22 protein-coding genes are annotated in these 19,337 nt (G+C 64.3%); 10 read left to right on the plus strand and 12 right to left on the minus strand.

All coding sequences use genetic code 11. The features are described from left to right. Positions 1 to 83 precede the first annotated feature (83 nt). Positions 84 to 1,121, plus strand: a complete 1,038-nt coding sequence (locus AC3RCG_RS16710) for a helix-turn-helix transcriptional regulator (protein WP_492401142.1) — start codon at positions 84 to 86, stop codon at positions 1,119 to 1,121. Between the two features lie 219 nt (positions 1,122 to 1,340). Here the strand turns inward: AC3RCG_RS16710 and AC3RCG_RS16715 are convergent, their stop codons facing one another. The 3 genes from AC3RCG_RS16715 to AC3RCG_RS16725 form a co-directional block, all read right to left on the minus strand. Then, positions 1,341 to 4,403, minus strand: a complete 3,063-nt coding sequence (locus AC3RCG_RS16715; protein ID WP_492401140.1) for an efflux RND transporter permease subunit — start codon at positions 4,401 to 4,403, stop codon at positions 1,341 to 1,343. Next, a complete protein-coding gene (locus tag AC3RCG_RS16720) occupies positions 4,400 to 5,506 on the minus strand; it encodes an efflux RND transporter periplasmic adaptor subunit (RefSeq protein ID WP_492401138.1) in 1,107 nt (368 codons plus the stop codon). The genes AC3RCG_RS16715 and AC3RCG_RS16720 overlap by 4 nt, the downstream gene beginning before the upstream one ends. A gap of 82 nt (positions 5,507 to 5,588) precedes the next feature. Beyond that, the gene (locus tag AC3RCG_RS16725) at positions 5,589 to 6,209 is read right to left on the minus strand and encodes a TetR/AcrR family transcriptional regulator (protein ID WP_492401137.1); all 621 of its coding nucleotides are present in this window, start codon (positions 6,207 to 6,209) and stop codon (positions 5,589 to 5,591) included. A 94-nt stretch (positions 6,210 to 6,303) separates the two neighbouring features. Between AC3RCG_RS16725 and AC3RCG_RS16730 the strand changes: the two genes are divergently transcribed. Further along, complete coding sequence (locus tag AC3RCG_RS16730) at positions 6,304 to 7,779, plus strand: efflux transporter outer membrane subunit (RefSeq protein ID WP_492401135.1); 1,476 nt, start codon at positions 6,304 to 6,306, stop codon at positions 7,777 to 7,779. 92 nt (positions 7,780 to 7,871) lie between these two features. Beyond that, entirely contained in the window at positions 7,872 to 8,003 is a 132-nt protein-coding gene (locus AC3RCG_RS16735) for a hypothetical protein (RefSeq protein ID WP_409028570.1), read from the plus strand. On the opposite strand, the gene AC3RCG_RS16740 is transcribed toward AC3RCG_RS16735, so the two are convergent. Continuing rightward, positions 8,000 to 8,395: a winged helix-turn-helix transcriptional regulator gene (locus AC3RCG_RS16740; protein ID WP_070218572.1), complete on the minus strand. Its 396-nt coding sequence runs from the start codon at positions 8,393 to 8,395 to the stop codon at positions 8,000 to 8,002. The two genes, AC3RCG_RS16735 and AC3RCG_RS16740, sit on opposite strands and share 4 nt — an antisense overlap. A 162-nt stretch (positions 8,396 to 8,557) precedes the next feature. Here AC3RCG_RS16740 and AC3RCG_RS16745 point away from each other — a divergent pair, with 162 nt between their 5' ends. The 4 genes from AC3RCG_RS16745 to AC3RCG_RS16760 all read left to right on the plus strand — a co-directional run bounded on the left by AC3RCG_RS16745 (position 8,558) and on the right by AC3RCG_RS16760 (position 10,526). Next, complete coding sequence (locus AC3RCG_RS16745) at positions 8,558 to 9,130, plus strand: FMN-dependent NADH-azoreductase (RefSeq protein WP_492401133.1); 573 nt, start codon at positions 8,558 to 8,560, stop codon at positions 9,128 to 9,130. A 121-nt stretch (positions 9,131 to 9,251) separates the two neighbouring features. Next, complete coding sequence (locus AC3RCG_RS16750; RefSeq protein WP_492401132.1) at positions 9,252 to 9,539, plus strand: putative quinol monooxygenase; 288 nt, start codon at positions 9,252 to 9,254, stop codon at positions 9,537 to 9,539. Positions 9,540 to 9,663: 124 nt separating this feature from the next. After that, positions 9,664 to 10,191 (plus strand): hypothetical protein, encoded by a 528-nt coding sequence (locus AC3RCG_RS16755; protein WP_492401130.1) that lies wholly within the window; start codon positions 9,664 to 9,666, stop codon positions 10,189 to 10,191. Next, entirely contained in the window at positions 10,191 to 10,526 is a 336-nt protein-coding gene (locus tag AC3RCG_RS16760) for a hypothetical protein (protein WP_492401129.1), read from the plus strand. The genes AC3RCG_RS16755 and AC3RCG_RS16760 overlap by 1 nt, the downstream gene beginning before the upstream one ends. On the opposite strand, the gene AC3RCG_RS16765 is transcribed toward AC3RCG_RS16760, so the two are convergent. Continuing rightward, complete coding sequence (locus AC3RCG_RS16765; RefSeq protein WP_070218501.1) at positions 10,481 to 10,777, minus strand: hypothetical protein; 297 nt, start codon at positions 10,775 to 10,777, stop codon at positions 10,481 to 10,483. The two genes, AC3RCG_RS16760 and AC3RCG_RS16765, sit on opposite strands and share 46 nt — an antisense overlap. Before the next feature lie 74 nt (positions 10,778 to 10,851). Continuing rightward, positions 10,852 to 11,199, minus strand: a complete 348-nt coding sequence (locus AC3RCG_RS16770) for a hypothetical protein (RefSeq protein ID WP_492401127.1) — start codon at positions 11,197 to 11,199, stop codon at positions 10,852 to 10,854. Between the two features lie 588 nt (positions 11,200 to 11,787). On the opposite strand from AC3RCG_RS16770, the gene AC3RCG_RS16775 reads away from it, so the two are divergent. After that, positions 11,788 to 11,958 carry a hypothetical protein gene (locus tag AC3RCG_RS16775; RefSeq protein WP_492490366.1) on the plus strand — a complete coding sequence of 57 codons (171 nt, stop codon included), beginning with the start codon at positions 11,788 to 11,790 and terminating at the stop codon, positions 11,956 to 11,958. A gap of 135 nt (positions 11,959 to 12,093) precedes the next feature. On the opposite strand, the gene AC3RCG_RS16780 is transcribed toward AC3RCG_RS16775, so the two are convergent. The 6 genes from AC3RCG_RS16780 to folE2 form a co-directional block, all read right to left on the minus strand. After that, the gene (locus AC3RCG_RS16780) at positions 12,094 to 13,632 is read right to left on the minus strand and encodes a cryptochrome/photolyase family protein (protein WP_492401126.1); all 1,539 of its coding nucleotides are present in this window, start codon (positions 13,630 to 13,632) and stop codon (positions 12,094 to 12,096) included. Positions 13,633 to 13,663: 31 nt separating this feature from the next. Continuing rightward, positions 13,664 to 16,114: a penicillin-binding protein 1A gene (locus tag AC3RCG_RS16785; RefSeq protein ID WP_492401125.1), complete on the minus strand. Its 2,451-nt coding sequence runs from the start codon at positions 16,112 to 16,114 to the stop codon at positions 13,664 to 13,666. A 74-nt stretch (positions 16,115 to 16,188) separates the two neighbouring features. Then, the gene (locus tag AC3RCG_RS16790; protein WP_492401124.1) at positions 16,189 to 16,584 is read right to left on the minus strand and encodes a hypothetical protein; all 396 of its coding nucleotides are present in this window, start codon (positions 16,582 to 16,584) and stop codon (positions 16,189 to 16,191) included. Then, positions 16,581 to 17,399: a class D beta-lactamase gene (gene blaOXA / locus AC3RCG_RS16795; protein ID WP_070218506.1), complete on the minus strand. Its 819-nt coding sequence runs from the start codon at positions 17,397 to 17,399 to the stop codon at positions 16,581 to 16,583. Before blaOXA ends, AC3RCG_RS16790 begins: the two co-directional genes overlap by 4 nt. Positions 17,400 to 17,485: 86 nt before the next feature. After that, entirely contained in the window at positions 17,486 to 17,653 is a 168-nt protein-coding gene (locus AC3RCG_RS16800; RefSeq protein ID WP_230502801.1) for a hypothetical protein, read from the minus strand. 33 nt (positions 17,654 to 17,686) lie between these two features. Beyond that, positions 17,687 to 18,598, minus strand: coding sequence for a GTP cyclohydrolase FolE2 (gene folE2 / locus AC3RCG_RS16805; protein ID WP_492401123.1), 912 nt, complete (start codon positions 18,596 to 18,598; stop codon positions 17,687 to 17,689). A gap of 127 nt (positions 18,599 to 18,725) precedes the next feature. Here folE2 and AC3RCG_RS16810 point away from each other — a divergent pair, with 127 nt between their 5' ends. Further along, complete coding sequence (locus tag AC3RCG_RS16810; RefSeq protein WP_492401122.1) at positions 18,726 to 19,064, plus strand: ArsR/SmtB family transcription factor; 339 nt, start codon at positions 18,726 to 18,728, stop codon at positions 19,062 to 19,064. Positions 19,065 to 19,079: 15 nt separating this feature from the next. Then, complete coding sequence (locus AC3RCG_RS16815; RefSeq protein WP_492401121.1) at positions 19,080 to 19,337, plus strand: hypothetical protein; 258 nt, start codon at positions 19,080 to 19,082, stop codon at positions 19,335 to 19,337.

Genomic DNA, 19,337 nt, shown 5'->3' on the forward strand with positions numbered 1-19,337 from the left:
AACCAACAATCTCCTACAAAGTGCTAATATTTGTGAAAAATTACTACAACAAGCGGAATACGCTGAATAAGCAGGAGACAGCCTTGCACAAACCCGACACGCGCACGGTCTCGAACCGCATCGCGCAGCAATGCGCGCGCGCCATGCAGGCCGATGGCCACGATCCCGCCGACTTTTTTCGCCAGACGGGCATCACGCCGGCGCAGCTGGACGAGCCGGGCGGCCGCATCAACGCCGAGCGGCACCGCCGCATGACGGCCTACGCCCAGCAGCTGCCGCAGCACCGCGGCCTGCTCGACCTCGACGTGACGCACTGGTTCGCGCATTACTCGGGCATCGCCCACGTCTGCTTCAATCGCCCCACCCTGCGCAGCGCGCTGCACGAGCTGCTGCACTTGCGGGGCCTGATCGGCGAATTCGACTTCATGCTGATGAGCGAGAACGGCACGCGCATCGAGATCGAATACCTGTCCGAATTCTGCCAGCTGGGGGGCGCCATGCAGGCGCTGGCCAATTTCCGCATGCTGTCGCTGGTGGCGCGCGCCTACGACGACGGCACACCCACCGCCTTCCATGCCGGCTTCCAGGGCAAGGCGCCGTGGTTCGCGCCGGCCATTGCCGAATGCTTCGGCGCCGCCGTCACCTTCGGCCAGGCGCGCAACACCCTGACGTTCGACGCGCCTGCGCTGGACCGTCCCTTCGCCCAGTTCAACGCCATGCTGGCGCCGCACGCGCTGCGGCACGCGCAGGGACAGTTGCAGCAATTGCAGGGAGCGCAGCTGTTTTCGGCCCGCGTGGAGCAGGCGATCATCGATTTGCTGGGACGGCAAGGCGCCGGGGACGCCGACGGCACCGCGCTGCTGCCGGCCCTGTGCGACGGCCTGGCGATGAACCGCTGGACCCTGCAGCGCCAGCTGCAGCAGGAGCAGACCTCGTTCCGCGCGCTGGAATTGCGCGCGAAAAGCCGCGAATCGCGCCGTTTGCTGCGCGAAACGAGCCTGAGCGTGGTGGAAATCGGAGAGCGCCTGGGTTTTTCCTCGCAAAGCGCGTTTACCCGCTTCTTCAAGAACCAGTTCGAACTGCCGCCGGCGCGCTACCGGCAGGATGCCGCAGGAACCTAGAGAAAGAGACAAGCAACAAGAAACAAGAAACAAGCAAACAAGCAAACCGGCAAGCCACGAAACGGCCCAAGTCAGAAAGACAGGCGCCCCGGGCCAAGCGGACCTGAAAAATGTCGAGGGCCAGGCGCGGCGACGCAGACAGTACGCCAGTACGGCAAGGAAGCCGCAACGCCGCCATCGGCATTTTCTCAGGCCCGCGTCTCCGGCCCGCTATTCAAGCTATACAGCCTGCGGCCGTATCCTGAACCAGATCGCGTACATGGCCGGCAGGAAAACCAAGGTCAGCACCGTGCCGGCAAACGTGCCGCCGATCAGGGTATAGGCCAAGGTGCCCCAGAATACCGAATGGGTCAGCGGAATAAAGGCCAGGATGGCCGCCAGCGCCGTGAGGATCACGGGACGCGCGCGCTGCACGGTCGCCTCGACCACGGCGTCGAACGGCGCCAGGCCGGCCGCCTCGTTCTGGTGGATCTGGCCGATCAGGATCAGGGTATTGCGCATCAGGATGCCCGACAGCGCGATCAGGCCGACCAGCGCATTGATGCCGAACGGCTGCTGGAACAGCAGCAAGGTGGGCACGACGCCGATCAAGCCCAACGGGCTGGTCAGGAACACCATGACCATCGCCGAGATCGAGCGCACCTGCAGGATGATCATCAGCAGGGTCAGCGCCAGCATGATGGGGAACAGCGGCAGCATCGCTTGCGTCGCCTTCGCCGATTCCTCGATCGAGCCGGCCTGCTCGATGCGGTAGCCGACCGGCAGCTTGTCGATGACGGCTTGCAGCTGCGCCGTGATGGCGCCCGAGACGTCGGGCGGCTGCATGCCGTCGGCGATGTCGCCGCGCACGGTAATCGTCGGCTGGCGGTCGCGCCGGCGCATCACGGGTTCTTCCGAGCGCACCTCGACGCCGCCCACCTGCGACAGCGCGATGCGCTCGCCATTCGCGCCGGCCAGGGTCAGGTCGGCGATGCGCGCCGGGTCCAGCCGCACGTCGCCTGCCGCGCGCGCCACCACCTGCACCGTGCGGATATCTTCGCGCACGGCGGTGACGGGCACGCCGCTGAGCAGGAACTGCAGCTGCTGCGCCACGGCGGCCGACGTCAGGCCCATCGCCTGCAAGCGGTCCTGCTGCAAACTGAAATGCAGGGTGGGCGTGCGCGTGCCCCAGTCGGTATTGACGGTACGCATCATTGGGCTGGCCTGCATCACGCGCCGCACCTCGTCGGCGATGCCGCGCAACACCTCGGGATCGGGGCCGCTGACCCGGTAGGCGACGGGAAACGGCGAGTACGGGCCGAACACCAGTTGCGTGACGCGCACGCGCGCCTCCGGCGCCAGGCCGGCGGCAACGGCCTCGCGCAAGCGCTGCTTGAGGCTGTCGCGCGCCTGCTGGCTGTCGGTGCGCACGACGATCTTGGCAAACGAAGGATCGGGCAATTCCGGCCCCATCGCCAGGTAAAAGCGCGGTGCGCCCTGGCCCACATAGGCCGTGACGATCTTCGCTTCGGGCTGGCGCGCCAGCCAGGCTTCCACTTTCGCCGCCGCGCCGCTGGTCTGTCCGATCGCGCTGCCGTAGGGCAGCTGCACTTCGATCAGGACTTCAGGGCGGTCCGAGATCGGGAAGAACTGTTTCTTGACGACGGCCATGCCCAGCACGGCCAGCACGAACAGGCCGATCACGGTGCAGAACACCAGCCATTTGCGGGCGATCACGCGCCCCAGCAGCCGGCGAAAGCGGTGGTAGCGCGGCGTGTCGTACAGCGCATCATGGCCGCCGGCGACCTTTTTCAGCTCGGGCAGCAGCTTCACGCCCAGGTAGGGCGTAAACACCACCGCCACCACCCATGACGCGATCAGCGCGATGCCGACGATCCAGAACATATTGCTCGTGTATTCGCCGGCGCTGGAGCGGGCAAAGCCGTTGGGCATGAAGCCGACGGCCGTTACCAGGGTACCCGCCAGCATGGGCGCGGCCGTATGGCTCCAGGCGTAGGCGGAGGCGGCGATGCGGCTGTAGCCCTCTTCCATTTTCACGACCATCATTTCGATGGCGATGATGGCGTCGTCCACCAGCAGGCCGAGGCCCAGGATCAGGGAGCCGAGGGTGATGCGGTCGAAATTCTTGCCTGTCGCGGCCATCACGATGAACACCACGGCCAGGGTCAGCGGCACGGCGGCGGCCACCACGATGCCGACGCGCCAGCCCATGCTGATAAAGCACACCAGCATCACCACCAGCAGCGCGGCGAGGAACTTGAGCATGAATTCGTCGACGGCCGCGCTGATATTGACAGCCTGGTCGGTAACCTTGGCCAGGCTCATGCCCAGCGGCATGGCGGCACCGATGGCCGTCACTTCCCCGTCCAGCGCCTTGCCCAGGTCCAGCCCGTTCCAGCCGTCGCGCATGACCACGCCCAGCAGCAGCGCCGGCTCGCCGCCATTGCGCACCAGGAAACTGGCCGGGTCTTCCTGGCCACGGCGCACGGTGGCGATATCGGACAGGGCCAAGGTGCGCCCCTGCGCCACCACGGGCGTATCGCGGATCTTTTGCAGCGCGTCGAGCGCGCCGTCGAGGCGGATGGACACCTGCGGCCCGCGCGTTTCGACCGAGCCGGCCGGCGTGAGGGCATTCTGGCCGTGCAGTACCGCGAACACGTCCTGCGCCCGCACGCCCAGGGTGGCCAGGCGTTCCTGCGAAAACTCCACGTAGATGCGTTCGGCCTGCTCGCCGATGATATTGACCTTTTTGACGCCCGCCACGTGCAACAGCCGCTGGCGCAAGGTTTCCGCCTCGCGCACCAGCAGGCGCTGCGGCTCGCCTTTGGCTTTCAGCGCATACAGGGCAAAGGTGACGTCCGCGTATTCGTCATTGATCATGGGGCCGATCACGCCGGCCGGCAAATTGGCCGCCTCGTCGCCGGCCTTCTTGCGCGCCTGGTAGAACTCGGCCTGCACCTGCCCGGGCGGCGTGCTGTCGAGCAGTGTCAGGGTCGTGAAAGCCAGGCCGGGCCTGGTGTAGGTCTCGGCCCGTTCATACCAGCGCAGCTCCTGCAGGCGCTTTTCGATCTTGTCGGCCACCTGGTCCTGCATTTCGCGCGCGCTGGCGCCAGGCCAGGCGGTGACGATGGTCATCACCTTGACCGTGAAGGCCGGGTCTTCCGCGCGCCCCAGCTTGAAGAACGACAGCAGGCCGGCCAGCGAAATGAGACAGATCAGGAACAGGGTGACGGAACGCTCGCGCACGGCCAGCGCCGACAGGTTGAAGCCCGCCGCGCTCATGGATGCGCTCCCGCGCCGGCGGCCACTGGCGCCGGTTCGAGCCTGACCCGCTCTCCCTGGTGCAGCAGATGGGCGCCCAGCGCGACGATGCGTTCGCCCTCCTTCAGGCCGCTGACGTCGGCGCCGTCATCGTGCAGCCCCTGCACCTTCACCGGCCGCCAGGTCACTTGCGCCGGCGTACCGGCGATCACCCACACGCCCTGCCCCTTGCCCGCATCGTGCAGGGCCGCCAGCGGCACTTGCACAGTGCCGCTGGCGGCATGCGCGCCGGGCAGGCGCAGGGTGACGGTGGCGCCCAGCGGCGCGCTTGAGAGCGCCGCGTCTAGCACATAGCGCGCCTCGAAAGTGCGCGTTTGCCGGTCCGCCGTCTGCGCCAGCTGGCGCAAGGTGGCCGGCACGCTGGCGCCCGGCCTGCCGAACAGGGTGGCCTGGGCCTTGGAGCCGAGCGCGGGGCGTACGGTTTCCGGCAGCTGGATCGCCGCTTCGCGCCGGCCGTCATGGGCCAGGCGCACCACCACCTGCCCGGCCGCGACTACCTGGCCCGGTTCGGCCAGGGTGTCCATCACGACACCGTCGGCGTCGGCCAGCAGCACCGCGTACTGCAACGCATTGCGCGCCACCCCGGCCAGGGCTTCGGACGCTTTCAATTGGGCGCCGGCCGCGTCAGCCGCCGCCTTCACCTGGTCGTAATTGGATGCCGAGATGGCGCCGGTGCCGCGCAAGTCGCGGTAGCGCGCTTCCTCGTCCGCCGCCTGGCGCGCGCGGGCGCGGTCGGCCGTGACGGACTCCTGCCGCGCCTGCGCCAGCAGTTGCAGGTCGTCGGCGTCGAGGCGCAACAATGGCTGGCCACGGCGCACGGCCTGGCCGGCGTCGACCAGCCGTTCGCGCACCTTGCCGGCCACGCGGAAACCGAGGTCGCTTTGCACGCGCGGCGCGACCACGCCCGTAAAGCTGCGCGTGCCCGCTTCGGCGCCCTGCACCGGGACGGCGCGCACCAGCGGCGTGGCGGTGCGCGGATCGGCCTGCGCCTTGTCGGCGCAGGCGCTCAAGGCCAGGGGCAAGGTGGAGATGACTACAGATGAAGCGAGGCGGCGCCAGCGCATAAGAATCCCATGAATGAGTGATCAGGGTTCTCATTCTGGTACTAGTGACCAAATAAGTCAATGGTCACAAATTAGTGCAAAACTATGGCGACAGGCTGCGCAGCACCAGGCTGGACAGTTGCAGCACCGCCGTTTCGCTGCTGTCGACGCTGTGCTGCAGCAGCAAGGGATTGACGTAGGGGCGCATCACCAGATAGATCGCGCTGGCCGTTTCGTCGAGCGGCGTCTTGCGTTCAAAGTCGCCCGTCTTGCGTCCCTGCTGCAAGATATCCTGCAGCAAGGCGCCCATCGCCAGCTCGTAGGCTTGCACGGCAGGCCAGCGCCCGGTGGCGGCCGAGGCGGCGATGTCGTACAGCTTGCGGTCCTGGGAAAACAGCCGCAAGCTGGCCTCGACGCTGGTCCGGAACATGCGCCGCAGCTGCTCCGGCGGCTGGCCGGCCGCCGCCACCGCGTTTCTCACCTCGGTTTCGATCTGGCGCAGGCAGCTGGCGCAGATATGCTCGCCGATGGCTTGCTTGGACTCGAAGAATTTATAGATATAGGCCTTGGAAAAGCCGATCGCCCTGGCCAGGTCGGAGACCGTCGTCTTTTCATAGCCGTAGCGGCTGAAGTAATCGGTGGCGGCGGCAACGATCTGGTCGCGCACGTCGTGGCCGGCCGGGCCGCGCGCAGGGCTTGGTGTGTCGGGTGTGGTGGAATTCATGGCGACAGCTTAACGCGCCGCGACGGAATGCACAATAAGTGACCAATATGTATTATAGTCACACATTATTTCTTTTTTGAACTGGAAGACCACCATGCCACTGCCACGCCTGCGCCTCCCCTTTCTGCTGATCGCCGCCGGCCTGGCCGCCACCGGCTGCACTGCTGGCCTGGACTACCGCCGGCCCGAAGCGCCGCTAGCGGCGCAGTATCTGCACCAGGCGGCGCTCGGCGCGCGCCAGGACGCGGACGCCGCCGAACTGCGGCAGTGGTGGACAGCGTTCGGCGATCCGCGCCTGACCCGTCTGGTAACGGTGGCGCTGGCGCAAAACCTCGACCTGGAGCAGGCGCAGGCCAGGATCAGGCAGGCGCGCGCCGCCACCGGGGCGGCAGACGCCGCGCTGCTGCCGTCGGCCAGCATTGGCGGTCAGGCGGCGCGCGCCTACCAGTCGGTGCAAACGCCGCTGGGCAAGGTCTTGAGCGCCACGCCAGGCCATGACCGCGCCGGCAGCGCGCGGGAATTGAACCTGCAGGCGTCGTGGGAACTCGACCTGTTCGGCGGCCTGCGCCGCGAACGTGAAGCGGCGCGCGCCGATTACGAGGCCAGCGAGGCTGGCTGGGCCGCAACGCGCCTGGCCGTGGCGGCGCAAACGGCGGACCTTTACCTGTCCATCCAGGGCCTGCAGGCGCGGCTCGACCTCGCGCGCCGGCAGGTCGACACCGACGCGGCGCTGCTGGAACTCGCCACACTGCTATACGACAAGGGATTGGCGAACGAGCCGGCCCTGCGGCAGGCCGAAGCATCGCTGGCGCAGGCGCGCGCCGCCGTGCCCGGCCTGGACACGGCGCGCGAGGTGGCGCTGCATGCGCTCGACGTGATGCTGGGCGCGGCACCCGGCACCTACGGCGATGAAATGGCCGCCGCCGGCGTGATGGCGCGCGCGCCGCGTATCACGGCCGGCGGCTCGCCAGGCGAACTGCTGCGGCGCCGGCCCGACCTGATCGCCGCCGAGCGGCGCCTGGCCGCCGCCAGCGCGCGCACCGGCGCGGCCGTTGCCGAGTACTACCCGAAATTCAATTTTGGCGCCTTGTTTGGCAGCGCCACGGCCGGCGGCGCCCTGTTCGGCAGCGGCTCAGGCCAGGCCGCCGGCATGCTGGGCCTGCGCTGGCGCCTGTTCGATTTCGGCCGCATCGATGCGCAGATCGAGGCTTCGCATGGCCAGGAAGCCGAGCTGCTGGCGGCCTACCGGCTGGCTGTGCTGCATGCTGCCGAAGACGTGGAAAACGCCTGCTCGGCTCTGCTGCGCCATGAAGAACAGGCCACTCTACAGGCGCATGGCGTAGAGGCGCTTGAGCGCGCCCGCGCCGCTTCGCTGGCAGCCTACGAGAAAGGCGTCACCAGCCGGCTTGATCTACTGCAGGCCGATACGAGGCTGCTGCGTGCAAGGGACGCGCGCGCGCAGGCGCAAACGGCGTCGGCGCGCGCGGCAGTCGCCGCCTACCGGGCGCTGGGCGGCGGCTGGCAGGCGCCGCAGGCCGGGGCCGAGGCGGTCGCTGCCAGGTCAATGTGATGGCGGCCCGAGCCACAGCCGCCGTGCCCTCGGTGTTCCACCGCCGTTTGATGCGGGTGGTGGAACAGTAGGAAATCCGCGCCCGCCCGGATGTGCGCAGCATCGAAATCTGCTACAAGCCCGGTAATACCAACGCGAAACAGTTCTATGCCAGCATGGGTTTCGTGGAAAAAGGCATGGATGCGGATGGCAATGACATGCTGGCAGTGATCGAACTAAGCTAGCTGCCTGACGTCGCGCCCGCATCGGCCCTGGCATCGAACGCCAGCCGTGCCGCATCGATGGCGTCGCGGTGGCCGTAGGCCCAGGCGCCCAGCGCGCTGATGGGAATCAATAGCGAACGCCCCAGGTCCGTCAGCGCATAGTCGACGCGCGGCGGCACGGTGGGAAACACGGTGCGCGTGACGAGACCGTCGCGCTCCAGGCCGCGCAGGGTCAAAGTCAGCATGCGCTGCGAAATGCCGCCGATCAGGCGGCGCATCTCGTTGAAGCGCTTGGTGCCATTGCCCAGCAACATCACCACCATCACGCTCCATTTGTCGCCCACGCGGGTCAGGATATCCGTGATCGGGCGGCACGAGTCCGCCACGCCCGCATGGCCGCCATGGTCACGCATGCGCTTTTCCAGTTCGGCCCCGCGCGCGGCCACCTCGCCCATGGTCACATCCGTGTGCCCCAGTGTGGAAAAAGTGCCTTCTTGTGCGTTCATTTGATAGTCACTATATTTAACCCGGTTACAAAAACATACCACCCGATCATACCATCCAAGAAGGCAACCATGAACATCCTGCATATCGATTCCAGCGTCCTTGGCGAGCATTCCGTCAGCCGCCAACTGAGCGCCGCCATCGTGGCCCGCCTGCAAGCGGCCGCGCCCGGCGCCACCGTCCACTACCGCGACCTGGCCGCCCAGCCCCTGCCGCAATTTACGGCCGCACCCGGTGCCGCCGAGGGGGCAATCCTTGCCGCCGCGCTGGAGCAAGTACTGGCCGCCGACGTCATCGTCATCGGCGCCCCCATGTACAACTTCGCCATCCCCAGCCAGCTCAAATCGTGGCTCGACGCGCTGGCCGTGCCCGGCAAGACCTTCCAGTACGGCGCCAATGGCCCGGAAGGCTTGCTGGGAGCCAAGCGCGTGATCATCGCCTCGACGCGCGGCGGCTACTACGGCGCCGACACGCCGATGGCCGCCCTGGAACATCAGGAAAGCCATCTGCGCGCCTTCCTCGGCTTTCTCGGCATCCAGCAGATCGAGATCGTGCGCGCCGAAGGCGTCAAGGTCAGCGACGCGGCCAGGATGCAGGCCATGACGGCGGCCTTCGAGCAGATCGGCGCGCTGCAGGCGGCGTAGGTTCAGCTTGATTATCTGGCTGCGGCGGAAACTGTTTCGGCGCCGCCAGACTGGGCATGGCGGACAAGAAAGGGCAAGATGCGCTAAGCTGCATCCGCCCCACCACTTTACAAGGACCACCATGACCCTGACCGTCGTCGCCACTATCGATGCCCAAGCCCAACATATCGACGCCGTGCGCGCCGCCCTGGAAGCCGTCGTGCCGCCGAGCCGCGCGGAAAGCGGCTGCCTGCGCTACGAACTGCACCTCGACAACAAGATTCCCACGCGCTTCATCATGCTGGAAGAATGGACGAACAACGCGGCCCTGACGGCGCACTACGCGACGCCCCACTTCCATGCACTCGTGGCCGCCACCGAAGGCAGGGTCGTCAAGATCGACGTGGCGGAATTGAGCAAGCTGAAGTAACAAGCGGCGCGCTGCGCAAGCGCGCGGCCATCTTGGCAAGTTGCCATCTATAATATGGCAACTTTTCTTTATGGCCATCATGATTCCATTTTCCTGCCTACGCGGCGCCTCTGCGGCAGCCGCCTTGACTCTCTGCATCAGCGCCTTCGCCCAAGCGCCCCTTCCCCTGACCAAGCTGGTTGGCGAATACAATCTGCTCTCGTCGAAGACCGTGCCGCCCAGTAACTGGGGCTATTCCAAGGGACGCATCTCGGTCAAGCAACTCGATGAGCATCACCTGCTGATCGTCCTGTCCTGCGAGTGGAAACGCGAGCCGAAGGCCGTCTGCGGCGATTATTTCTACGCCCAGCAGCGCGACGATGGCCTGTACCTGCAGGACATGAACACGTTTGCCATGCGCCTGTACTTCGATCCCGCCACGCGCAAGCTCACCATCATTTCGCGCGGCGCCGACGCCAAGCAAAGCGTGCGCCACGAAGTGTTCGGCACGACGACCGAACCGCTGGTCGATACCGCCCTCGTGCGGCGCATGAAGCGCGAGCAATCGAATGCCGACAGCAAGGAAAACCGGCGCGTGTTCGGCCCCTACACCAAGTGGACCTACCAGGAAAACCGCATCGAATTCCAGCGCCAGGACTTGACGGCGCCGTGATGCAACGGCTGAGCCAGCCCCTGCGGCGCCAACTGCTGCGCGTCGCCGGCGTCCTGCTGTGCTCGCCCGTGCTTGCGCGCGCGGCAGACAACGACCTGCCCCGCGCCGTGCGCCAGCGCATCCTGTCCACACTAGACTCTCTGCTGCCCAAGGTGCTCAATGTGCACCATCTGGCGCTGATGCGGCGTTTCAATATCGGCTGGTCGCCCGTGGAAAGCGGCGGCCGCACGCCATGCAAGCAGGAATCTGTTCCAGCGATGACCCGGCACAGCAGCTTATTCCCGTGCTGTCAATCCGATTCGGCGCCTGTCTCGCTCAACCTCGACGGGGGATGATGGGCAGGCCCTTTTTCGAGTCCGATCATTTTGGGCGGCGATGGATCTTTTCTGCGCTCGCAGACCAATACGCGCAATGCGACAGATAGCGGCACGCCATTTGTATGCAGGTATTTTGCTGCCACGGCAGTGCCAAGCATTTCCTGAAAAATAATCGCCACATCAATTTTTTGTGCTGTCAATGCATCGATCCGCCTGGGATGATCCGGCTCCACCTGCACGGGGCCGCCGATGTAATTTTTAGTCACCATGTCAATTCATGTCAAGTAGGGGGACAAGCACCGCATGCTCCCGCTTCGGGCTACCGCAATTCGGCAGGCCGCCTTTATTGATACTCTTCCGGTCTCTTGCGTATCTCCGCCCTTACTCTGTGCATACGGCTTCGCACTGTTCCCATTCGGTATGCCATCTTTATCGCAATTTCGCCATCGCCCATACCTTCATCCTCACGCAACAATAATGCCTTTCCCAGAGAAGGCAGGAAATAGGCGATAAAAAGAACGATGTTCATTCCATTTTCCATTGCGCCGAAAATCTCTTCTTCATGAAAAATATTCAAGGCATCAATTGCACAATCTACGCCACCAATTAAACCATCAGAACCTGATTTAATTCTGCCGGCATTGCAATAATGGGTTTTATACCATTCACGGCCATTAACAATCTGAACCATACCATCAATATATTTCTCACGATGAATATATTGGCGCGGAAAATATCGTATGCGGATACGCCATCTGCTTTACGGCACCTCAAATATCTCTTCGGCACCCGCACAAAAAATTTTCCAAAAATAACTTTCATTTCCCATGAGCATGCATCACTCACCGAAGCCAGAGTTGAGCCATATCCTAACAGCAAGAATACCTCCTCAAATTAATACGCAGAAAACATTGATTTATATCAATATAAGAAATATAACATAATAAATATTGCAAAACATATAAACACATATCCATCGAGAAACAATTAACCTGAAACTGTTCCTGCGATGTGCAAAAATAACGCCACTCCATAGTTGAACTTTAATTTATTAAAAATAATAAATATTTCTTTATGGAAAATTTTTATAATGCCGTCTTCTTTGTTGCATTCGCCTTCGTGCGCGATGGAAATTTTTTATGTAGTAATATTTAAAAAAATTTCAAAGCATTTTGGGTGAGCATTTCCAATGACAAAAAAGACAAGCACTTCATACGTCATCGAGTTTACGCAACGAACGACGCGAGTGTTGAGGTCGCTCAATGTGAAGTCTGGAAGAGTGAAGATTGATATCAAAGATACGGCGATGCCGTTCGACACGCGAATAGTCGATGCCTGGGTCAGCATCGAAGACGGAGTCCTGTGGCTGGAGCATGAAACGGGAGAAGACTATACGGTGAGAATCAGGCTTGCCACAGTGCTGCGCTGGTCACGTCAACCAAAATGGTAGGCAGCCTGCCGCCACCGCTCGGCAGTTTTTCGGGCCTTGCCCGCTACCGTTTCCCATAACATGAGGAAATCCTGAGTCCCGGCTCCATCGTCCGGTTGGACATCCACCGTGGGAAACAGACCACATTGCCCTGCGTTACAAGGAATCGAGCCTGGCCAGCATCGTGGCCGCCTGCTGCCGGAAAGCGGCGACTGTTTCCTCGTCCATTTTTTCCAGCTGGCGATACGCCATGCCGATGCGGGGATTGTGCTCCAGCGTGGCCGCGTTGCGGTGGAAAAAATCCCAGTACAGGGCATTGAAGGGGCAGGCGCGCTCGCCGATGCGCGCCTTCTTGTCGTAATGGCATCCCTTGCAATAATCGCCCATGCGGTCGATATACGCGGCGCTGGAGACATACGGCTTGGTGGCCAGCAGGCCGCCGTCGGCGAACTGGCTCATGCCGACGGTATTGGGCAGTTCCACCCATTCGAAGGCGTCGATGTAAATGCCCAGGTACCAGCCGTGGACCCTCGCCGGATCGAGGCCGGCCAGCAGCGCGAAGTTGCCGATCACCATCAGGCGCTGGATGTGGTGCGCGTGCGCCTGTTCCAGCGACTGCGTGATCGCCTGCGACAAACAATGCATCTTCGTCTTGCCGTCCCAGAACCAGGAGGGCAGCGCACGCGCATGGCCAAAGAAATTCTTTTCCGCATAACCGGGCATCTGCGCCCAGTAGACGCCGCGCACATATTCGCGCCAGCCCAGGATCTGGCGGATGAAGCCCTCGACCGCGGCCAGGGGAGCGTGGCCGGCGTAATAGGCGGCCTGCGCCCTGTCGACGACTTCGCGCGGGTTCAGCATTTTCACGTTCAGCGCGAACGACAGCAGGGAGTGGAACAGGCGCCAGGCCTTGCTGCTCATGGCATCCTGGAAATCGCCAAAATGCGGCAAGGCCCGCTCGATGAAGGCATCGAGCTGCTGCAGCGCCTCATCCCGGTTCAGCGCCCAGGCCAGCCGGTCCGCACAGGGCGCGCCGAAGCTCTTCACGCCGGCGGCGACGATGCCTTCCCATAGACGCGAATGGTCATGCACGGTGCGCGGGTCTTGCGGCTCGGCGGGCGTGCCGCGCCAGGGCTTGCGGTTATCGTGATCGAAATTCCACTGGCCGCCGACGGGTTTTTTCGCGTCTTCCATCAACACCTGATGCGTGCCGCGCATCTGGCGGTAGAAAAACTCCATCAGCCATTGCTTGCGCCCGGCGAAAATATCGGCCGCCTCGTGGCGGGCCGTATAGAAATGCTCGCTGTCGACCATCAGCCACGGGATGGCCGAGCGCCGTCCGGCCTGGTAGAGCTGCTGGTCGAGGCGCCACTCGTCGGGCGCCTGGTATTCGACGGCGCCGGCGTCATAGTGGCGAATCAGCGCTTCGATATTCTCCGGTATCGAGCGCGTGCTGGCCACGTCGCCGATGGCGATGTAATGCACGGCGTGGCCATCCTCGCGCAGCTGGCGCGCAAAGTCGCGCATGGCAGCGAAGATGGCCAGGATTTTCTGCGCGTGATGCAGCACATAATCGGTTTCTTGCCGCACTTCCATCAAGACGTAGATGGTGGCGTCGTCGACGTCGGTAAACCAGCGGTGCTGCGTATTGAGCTGGTCACCGAGGATCAGGCGCAAGGTGGGCTTCGGTGTCATTATTGTCCTGTATCAAATAACATCGTGGCCGCTAGCCTTGCGGCATTGGCTGCGGCGCCGGGACGGGCGCGGGAGCCGGTTCCGGCACCGCCTTGCCATGCGCTTCCTGCCCGCCCTCTTCCGCCGGCACGGCCAGCGGCGCGGGCGGCGCGCCTTCCTGCAGCAGATCGCCCGGCTCTTCCACCGGTTCATCCTGCGGCTCCTCGACCGGTTCCACGTGGCGCAGCGGCGGCGGTGGCTTGCCGCCAGGGAAGATGGCGTCGCGCGCGATTTTGCCCGTGTCGAGCGCCGTCTTGAAGAAGTCGCCCACCACCAGCACGGCGTTGTGGCCACCCTGGCCCCAGTAATTGCTGCGCATGGTGACGCGCGCGTCGTTGAAACCGACCCAGGCGCCGCCGACGAGTTGCGGGTGCATCAGGATGAACCAGCCGTCCGCATTGTTTTGCGTGGTGCCGCTCTTGCCGGCCACGTCGGAACGGATGCCGAAGCGGCTGCGGATGGCCGTGCCCGTGCCCCGGTCGATGACGCCGCGCATCATGTCCGTCAGGGTGGCGGCCGATTCGGCCTGCATGGCGCGCTTGGGCTTGTCTTCGCCGAAGCGGGCGATGACCTTGCCTTCGCGGTCCGTGATGTGCGTGACGACGAACGGCAGACGGGCTTCGCCCTGGGCCGCGATGCTGGCGTAGGCGTTGACCATTTCCAATAAGGTGACAGGACTGGTGCCCAGCGCCAGCGACGGCACTTTTTCCAGCTTGCTGTCGCGGATACCCAGCGCGCGCGCCAGCTTGATGATGGGCGGCAAGCCCACGTCCTGCATCACTTGCGCCGTGATGGTGTTTTTCGAGTAGACGAGGCCGTCGCGCATGGTCATGTCGCGGCCCGTCGTGCCGCTCATGTCCGTCGGGCGCCATTTGGTGCCGTCGGCCGCCTTGATGTCCATCACGGCATCGCGGTAGACGTGCTCAGGGCTCAGTCCCTTTTCCAGCGCCGCGCCATACACGATGGGTTTGAAGGTGGAACCGGGCTGGCGCGCCGCCTGCGACACGTGGTCGAACTGTTCGCGCGCAAAGTCGCGGCTGCCCACCCAGGCGCGCACGGCGCCCGTGGCCGGGTCCATGGCCGCAAAGCCCGCTTCCAGCCGCGTCTTCGACTTGCGCAGGGCCGCCATGAAGGCGCGGTCGCCCTTCAGCTGCGCCAGCGCCGCTTCGGGCGTGCCGCCGGCCGCCGTCAGCTTGCGGTAGTCGCCCGACTCGCGCACGAAGGCGTCCAGCAGCGCCGGATGCGATTTCCAGAAATAATCGAAGGGCACGCTGCCACCCTGCATGCCCGCGTACATGCCCGTCGACGTGGACGACGGCACGCCGGCGCGGCTCCATTCCACGTCGGCGATCGCCTGCAAGGCATTCGCCTGGCGCTCGACGGCGCGCTCGGCCGCCTGCTGCAAATCGTGGTCGAGCGTGGTGTGCACCACCAGCGCATCGAGTTCCAGGTTGTAGTCGTTCTCGTCGGCCCAGTCGATCAGCCATTTGCGCACATAGGCCGTGAAATGGCTGTCCGACTGCGCCCGCTCGCTCTGGCGCTCGAAATGCAGGCGCAGCGGACGCTTGATCAGCTGCTTGTAGCGCGCCTCGTCGATGACGTCATGCTTGCGCATCTGGCCCAGCACCACGTTGCGCCGCTGCAGGGAGCGTTCGGGATTGCCGACGGGATTGTAGTAATTCGTGCCCTTGAGCATGCCGACGAGGGTGGCGCTTTCCAGGATGTCGAGACGCGCGGCGGGTTTGTCGAAATAGGTGCGGGCCGCCATTTCGATGCCGTAGGTGTTGTACAGGAAGGGAACCGTGTTCAGGTAGGCTTCCAGGATTTCCGTCTTGCTGTAGGTGGCCTCGATTTTCAGGGCCGTGATCAATTCCTTGAGCTTGCGGTTCAGGTTGCGCGAGCGGCCGATTTCCTCGGGAAACATATTGCGCGCCAGCTGCTGCGTGATGGTGGAACCGCCTTGCGGGTTGCCCCCTGCCGTATGCAGAATGGCGCCGGCCGTGCGCGTGAAGTCGATGCCGTGGTGTTCGTAGAAACGGTGGTCTTCCGTCGAGATCAGCGCACTGATCACGTTCGGCGAAATCTGCTTTAACGTGACCCGCTCCTGCAAGCCCTGGTCGAAGCGGGCAAGTTCCTTGCCATCGGCGCTGACCATGGTGGTCGGCGCGGCCGCGCGCGCCTGGCGCAAGTCGTGGATGCTCGGCGTCAGGGGGATCAGCAACAGCATGTACAGGATCACCAGCGCCAGCAGGGCCAGAAACGACCATAAGGCCAGCACCAGCGCGCGCCGCACGGGCGGCAAGGTCATCAAGTGCGCGTGGCCGCGCCGGTACAGCGCCACCGCTTTTGTCCACACCACTCCCGCCACGCGCACTGCCTGCGCGCGCGCGCGTATGAACGCCTGCCGTGCTTTTTCCTGAAACTGCTCCATGCCTGATGCCATGCTTATAACCTTGTCTGATGCCGGGGAATCCGTTTCAGCAAGTATATAGGGCGGGCAACAAAGCGGGCCGGAATTTACGCCAGGCAAGCATCGAGGCGCGCCAAGGTGACGCCGACATACGCGCCCACGCAGCGCCCGTCATGCGTCGTAAACGGGTTTTCCAGCTGTAGCAGGCCGCAATCGCAGACGACGGGATCGACCTGGGTCACGACGCCGAGCGCCAGGTAGCGCCAGCCATCGAGGCGCACCAGGCGCTTTTCCCGGCCAGGATTGGCGCGGAAGATGGCGTCCCAGTCGTCGATTTCGCTGGCCATGGGCCACAGTTCGAGCTGGACTTGCGTGCCGGCGGCCAGTTGCCCGCCGCCGAACTCGTCCATCACGTGCAGGCGCTGGCCGCCCACCTCGATGACGGCTTCCAGGTACTCGCCCTCGGTAGCGATGAAGGTGGCGGCGACGATGCTGGCCGTCACTTCTGCGCCTGCTCCAGCAGGGCCGGCAATTCCTTCAGCATCGCTTCGCGCGTGCGCAAGCCTGCGGACTGCTGGCCCTTCTGCTCATCTTGCACCAGGCGCGCGAACACGATGCTGCGCCCGCCCTTGCTGGCCCAGCCCACGAACCAGCCGTAGCCATGCGCTTCGTCGAAGCTGCCGTCAGGCTTGCGCGGGAAGGCGGCGCCCGTCTTGCCATGCACTTGCCAGCCGCCCACGTCCGCCAGGCGCGTCAGGCGTCGGGTCTGCTCCATGGCCTGCTTGGTGACGGGCAATTGATCGTTGACCAGTTTGCGCAAGAAGCCCAGCTGTTCCAGCGGCGAGATTTTCAGCGAAGAGCTGATCCACGAGCGCTCCAGGCTGTTGTCCTTGCCCGGGTCGCCCGACACATCCGCATTGCCGTAGCGCAAAGCCTTGGCGTATTTCTGGAAACGCTCGGCGCCCAGCGCCTGCGTGATCTGCTGCGAATACCAGACGACGGAATACTGCATCCAGCGCGACGGGTCCGTATCCTGGCGCCACGCTTCGCCACCCCAGTCCACATAGCCCTGGCGGAATGGCAGGCTGGGCTTGTGCTCGTCCTTGAGGAAGCCGGCGTCATAGCCCATCAGGCTGAGCGCGATCTTGAACGTGGACGCGGGAGTAACACGGTCGATGCAATTGCCCTCCTGCAGCAGGACGGCGCCTGTCTTGGCATCGGCCATGGCGGTGCAGATGGTGGCGGAATGGGCTTGCGAGCCGGCCAGGACGGCGCCTGTCAGGCCGAGGATAAACTGGAACAATGCGCGATATTTCATGGGCCTCCGGGGCTGAGGGAGAATGACAAAGCGAAATTGTACCGGGCGGCGCGGCGCGATGCCAGCGCTGATGCAGTGCATGCGCGCTAGCGCCCCGCCGGCACGCCCGGCTGACGTTCCCGCTTCAAATGCTCCTCTTCCAGCTCGTCCATGCCCAGCTTTTCCTCGTCGATCAGCGCATGCTCGCGCCGCTCGCGCTCCAGTTCCTCTTCCAGGCTGTCTTCGCCAGGGTCCTGCGTGATGTTCTCCGGCATGCGGTCTTCCTCCACGGTGGTTGAGTGAAAAGTTCAGGCAAGCTGGCCCGCCTGTGCCACGGCATCGTGCGGATGCAGGCTTTCCATATGCCGTACGGTAACACGCGCCTGCGCATGATGCGGCGCCAGCGCCGCCTGCACGCGGCGGGCCGCGTCTTCCACGTACATCAGGTTAGCACCATTCAAGCGCGCAAACGCCTGTTCGTCCGCCCGCTTCACGGCCGTCTGCAAGGGCGTCGCCAGCGCCGCTTCCACCCGGTCGATCAGGGGAAACAAGTCCAGCTCCGCCTGCTCCGTCAATGGCACGGTCACCGTCGCCGTGCTGCGCTGGCTGTGCGGCGTGGCCAGGCTTGCATGTTCCTGCAGCCAGGCGTGCGCGGCCGCGCCATCGATTGCCCCTTCCCGGAACCGCGCCGCAAACGCGTCGGCCAGCAATTGCCGCGCCAGCGCCGCCGAACAGGGACAGGTCGACGAGTAGCCGATCTCCACCGTCAGGGACAGGGCAAAACCTTGCGCAGCAACACTGGCTTGCAGGCGCACGGGATACGATTTCCATCCCGCCAGCCCCGCCGTCAGCAGCGCCGGCTGGCGCCGCAGCACGGGAAACGCCAGCGCGATGCGCGCCTGCGTGCTGCCGCAGTCGGCGTGACTGTCCACCATGCGCCGCAACACGGCGGCCAGGGCGCCCGCATCGAGCGGCTGCGCGGCGGCAAACGCGTCGAGCAGCAGATACAGGCGCGACATGTGGATACCCTTCACGTGCGGATCGGGCAGATCGACTTGCACGTCGGCCCAGGCATGCACTTGCTGCGCCTGCCCGCCCTCTTCCAGCCACAGCGGCAAGGCGATGCCCTGCATGCCCACCCATTCGAGCGGCAAGGGACTGCCCAGATGGGGGCCGGCCGCCACGTCGGGCAGGGGCGAAGAAAGGGAATCGCGCGTCATGTCATGGCTCCATATGCAAACAAGTTGCATATCATGGAGAAAAAGTGCCGCATTTGCAAGTATCTTGCATTAAAGTGGCCGAATAATTTATCTTGACTCGCTAACATATGTCAGATAATGTTGACACATGACAGATACAAATACACCCCGTCCCACCGGCGACCGCTTGCTGGCCATGCTGGCGGCGCTCGACAATCCGCACCGGCTGCGCATCATCGCGGCGCTGGCCAGCGGCGGGCGCAACTACATCAGCCAGCTGGCGCGCGACCTGGGCATCAGCCGGCCCCTGCTGCATTTGCACCTGCAAAAGCTGGAACACGCGGGACTCGTCACCAGCCAGCTGGAACTGTCGCATGACGGCAAGGCCCTCAATTACTTCGAGGCCAGCCCATTTGAATTGCTGCTGACGCCGGCCAGCATCGCCGCCGCGGCGTCCACGCTCACCCCCAACCCGGATCAATCCTGAACTGTAGAGGTCATCATGTCTGAAAATATCTTTTTCGCCGCCTTCTTCTTCCCCTGCACTGCCGCCGTCATCATCTTCGCCCTCAAATATACGTCCGGCATCGTGCAGGCGCGCGCCCGGCTGGCGCAGGACGGCGCCTACCAGGAGCTGGCCAGGTCCATGGCCGCCGCGCAGGCGGAAACGGCAGCGTCGCTGGCCGCGCTGAACGCTTCCGTGGCGCAGATCCAGGCGCGCCTGGGCAGCCTGGAAACGATACTCAAAGAAGTCGAGTAA

The organism is Janthinobacterium sp. GW823-FHT01H08, from assembly GCF_058797855.1.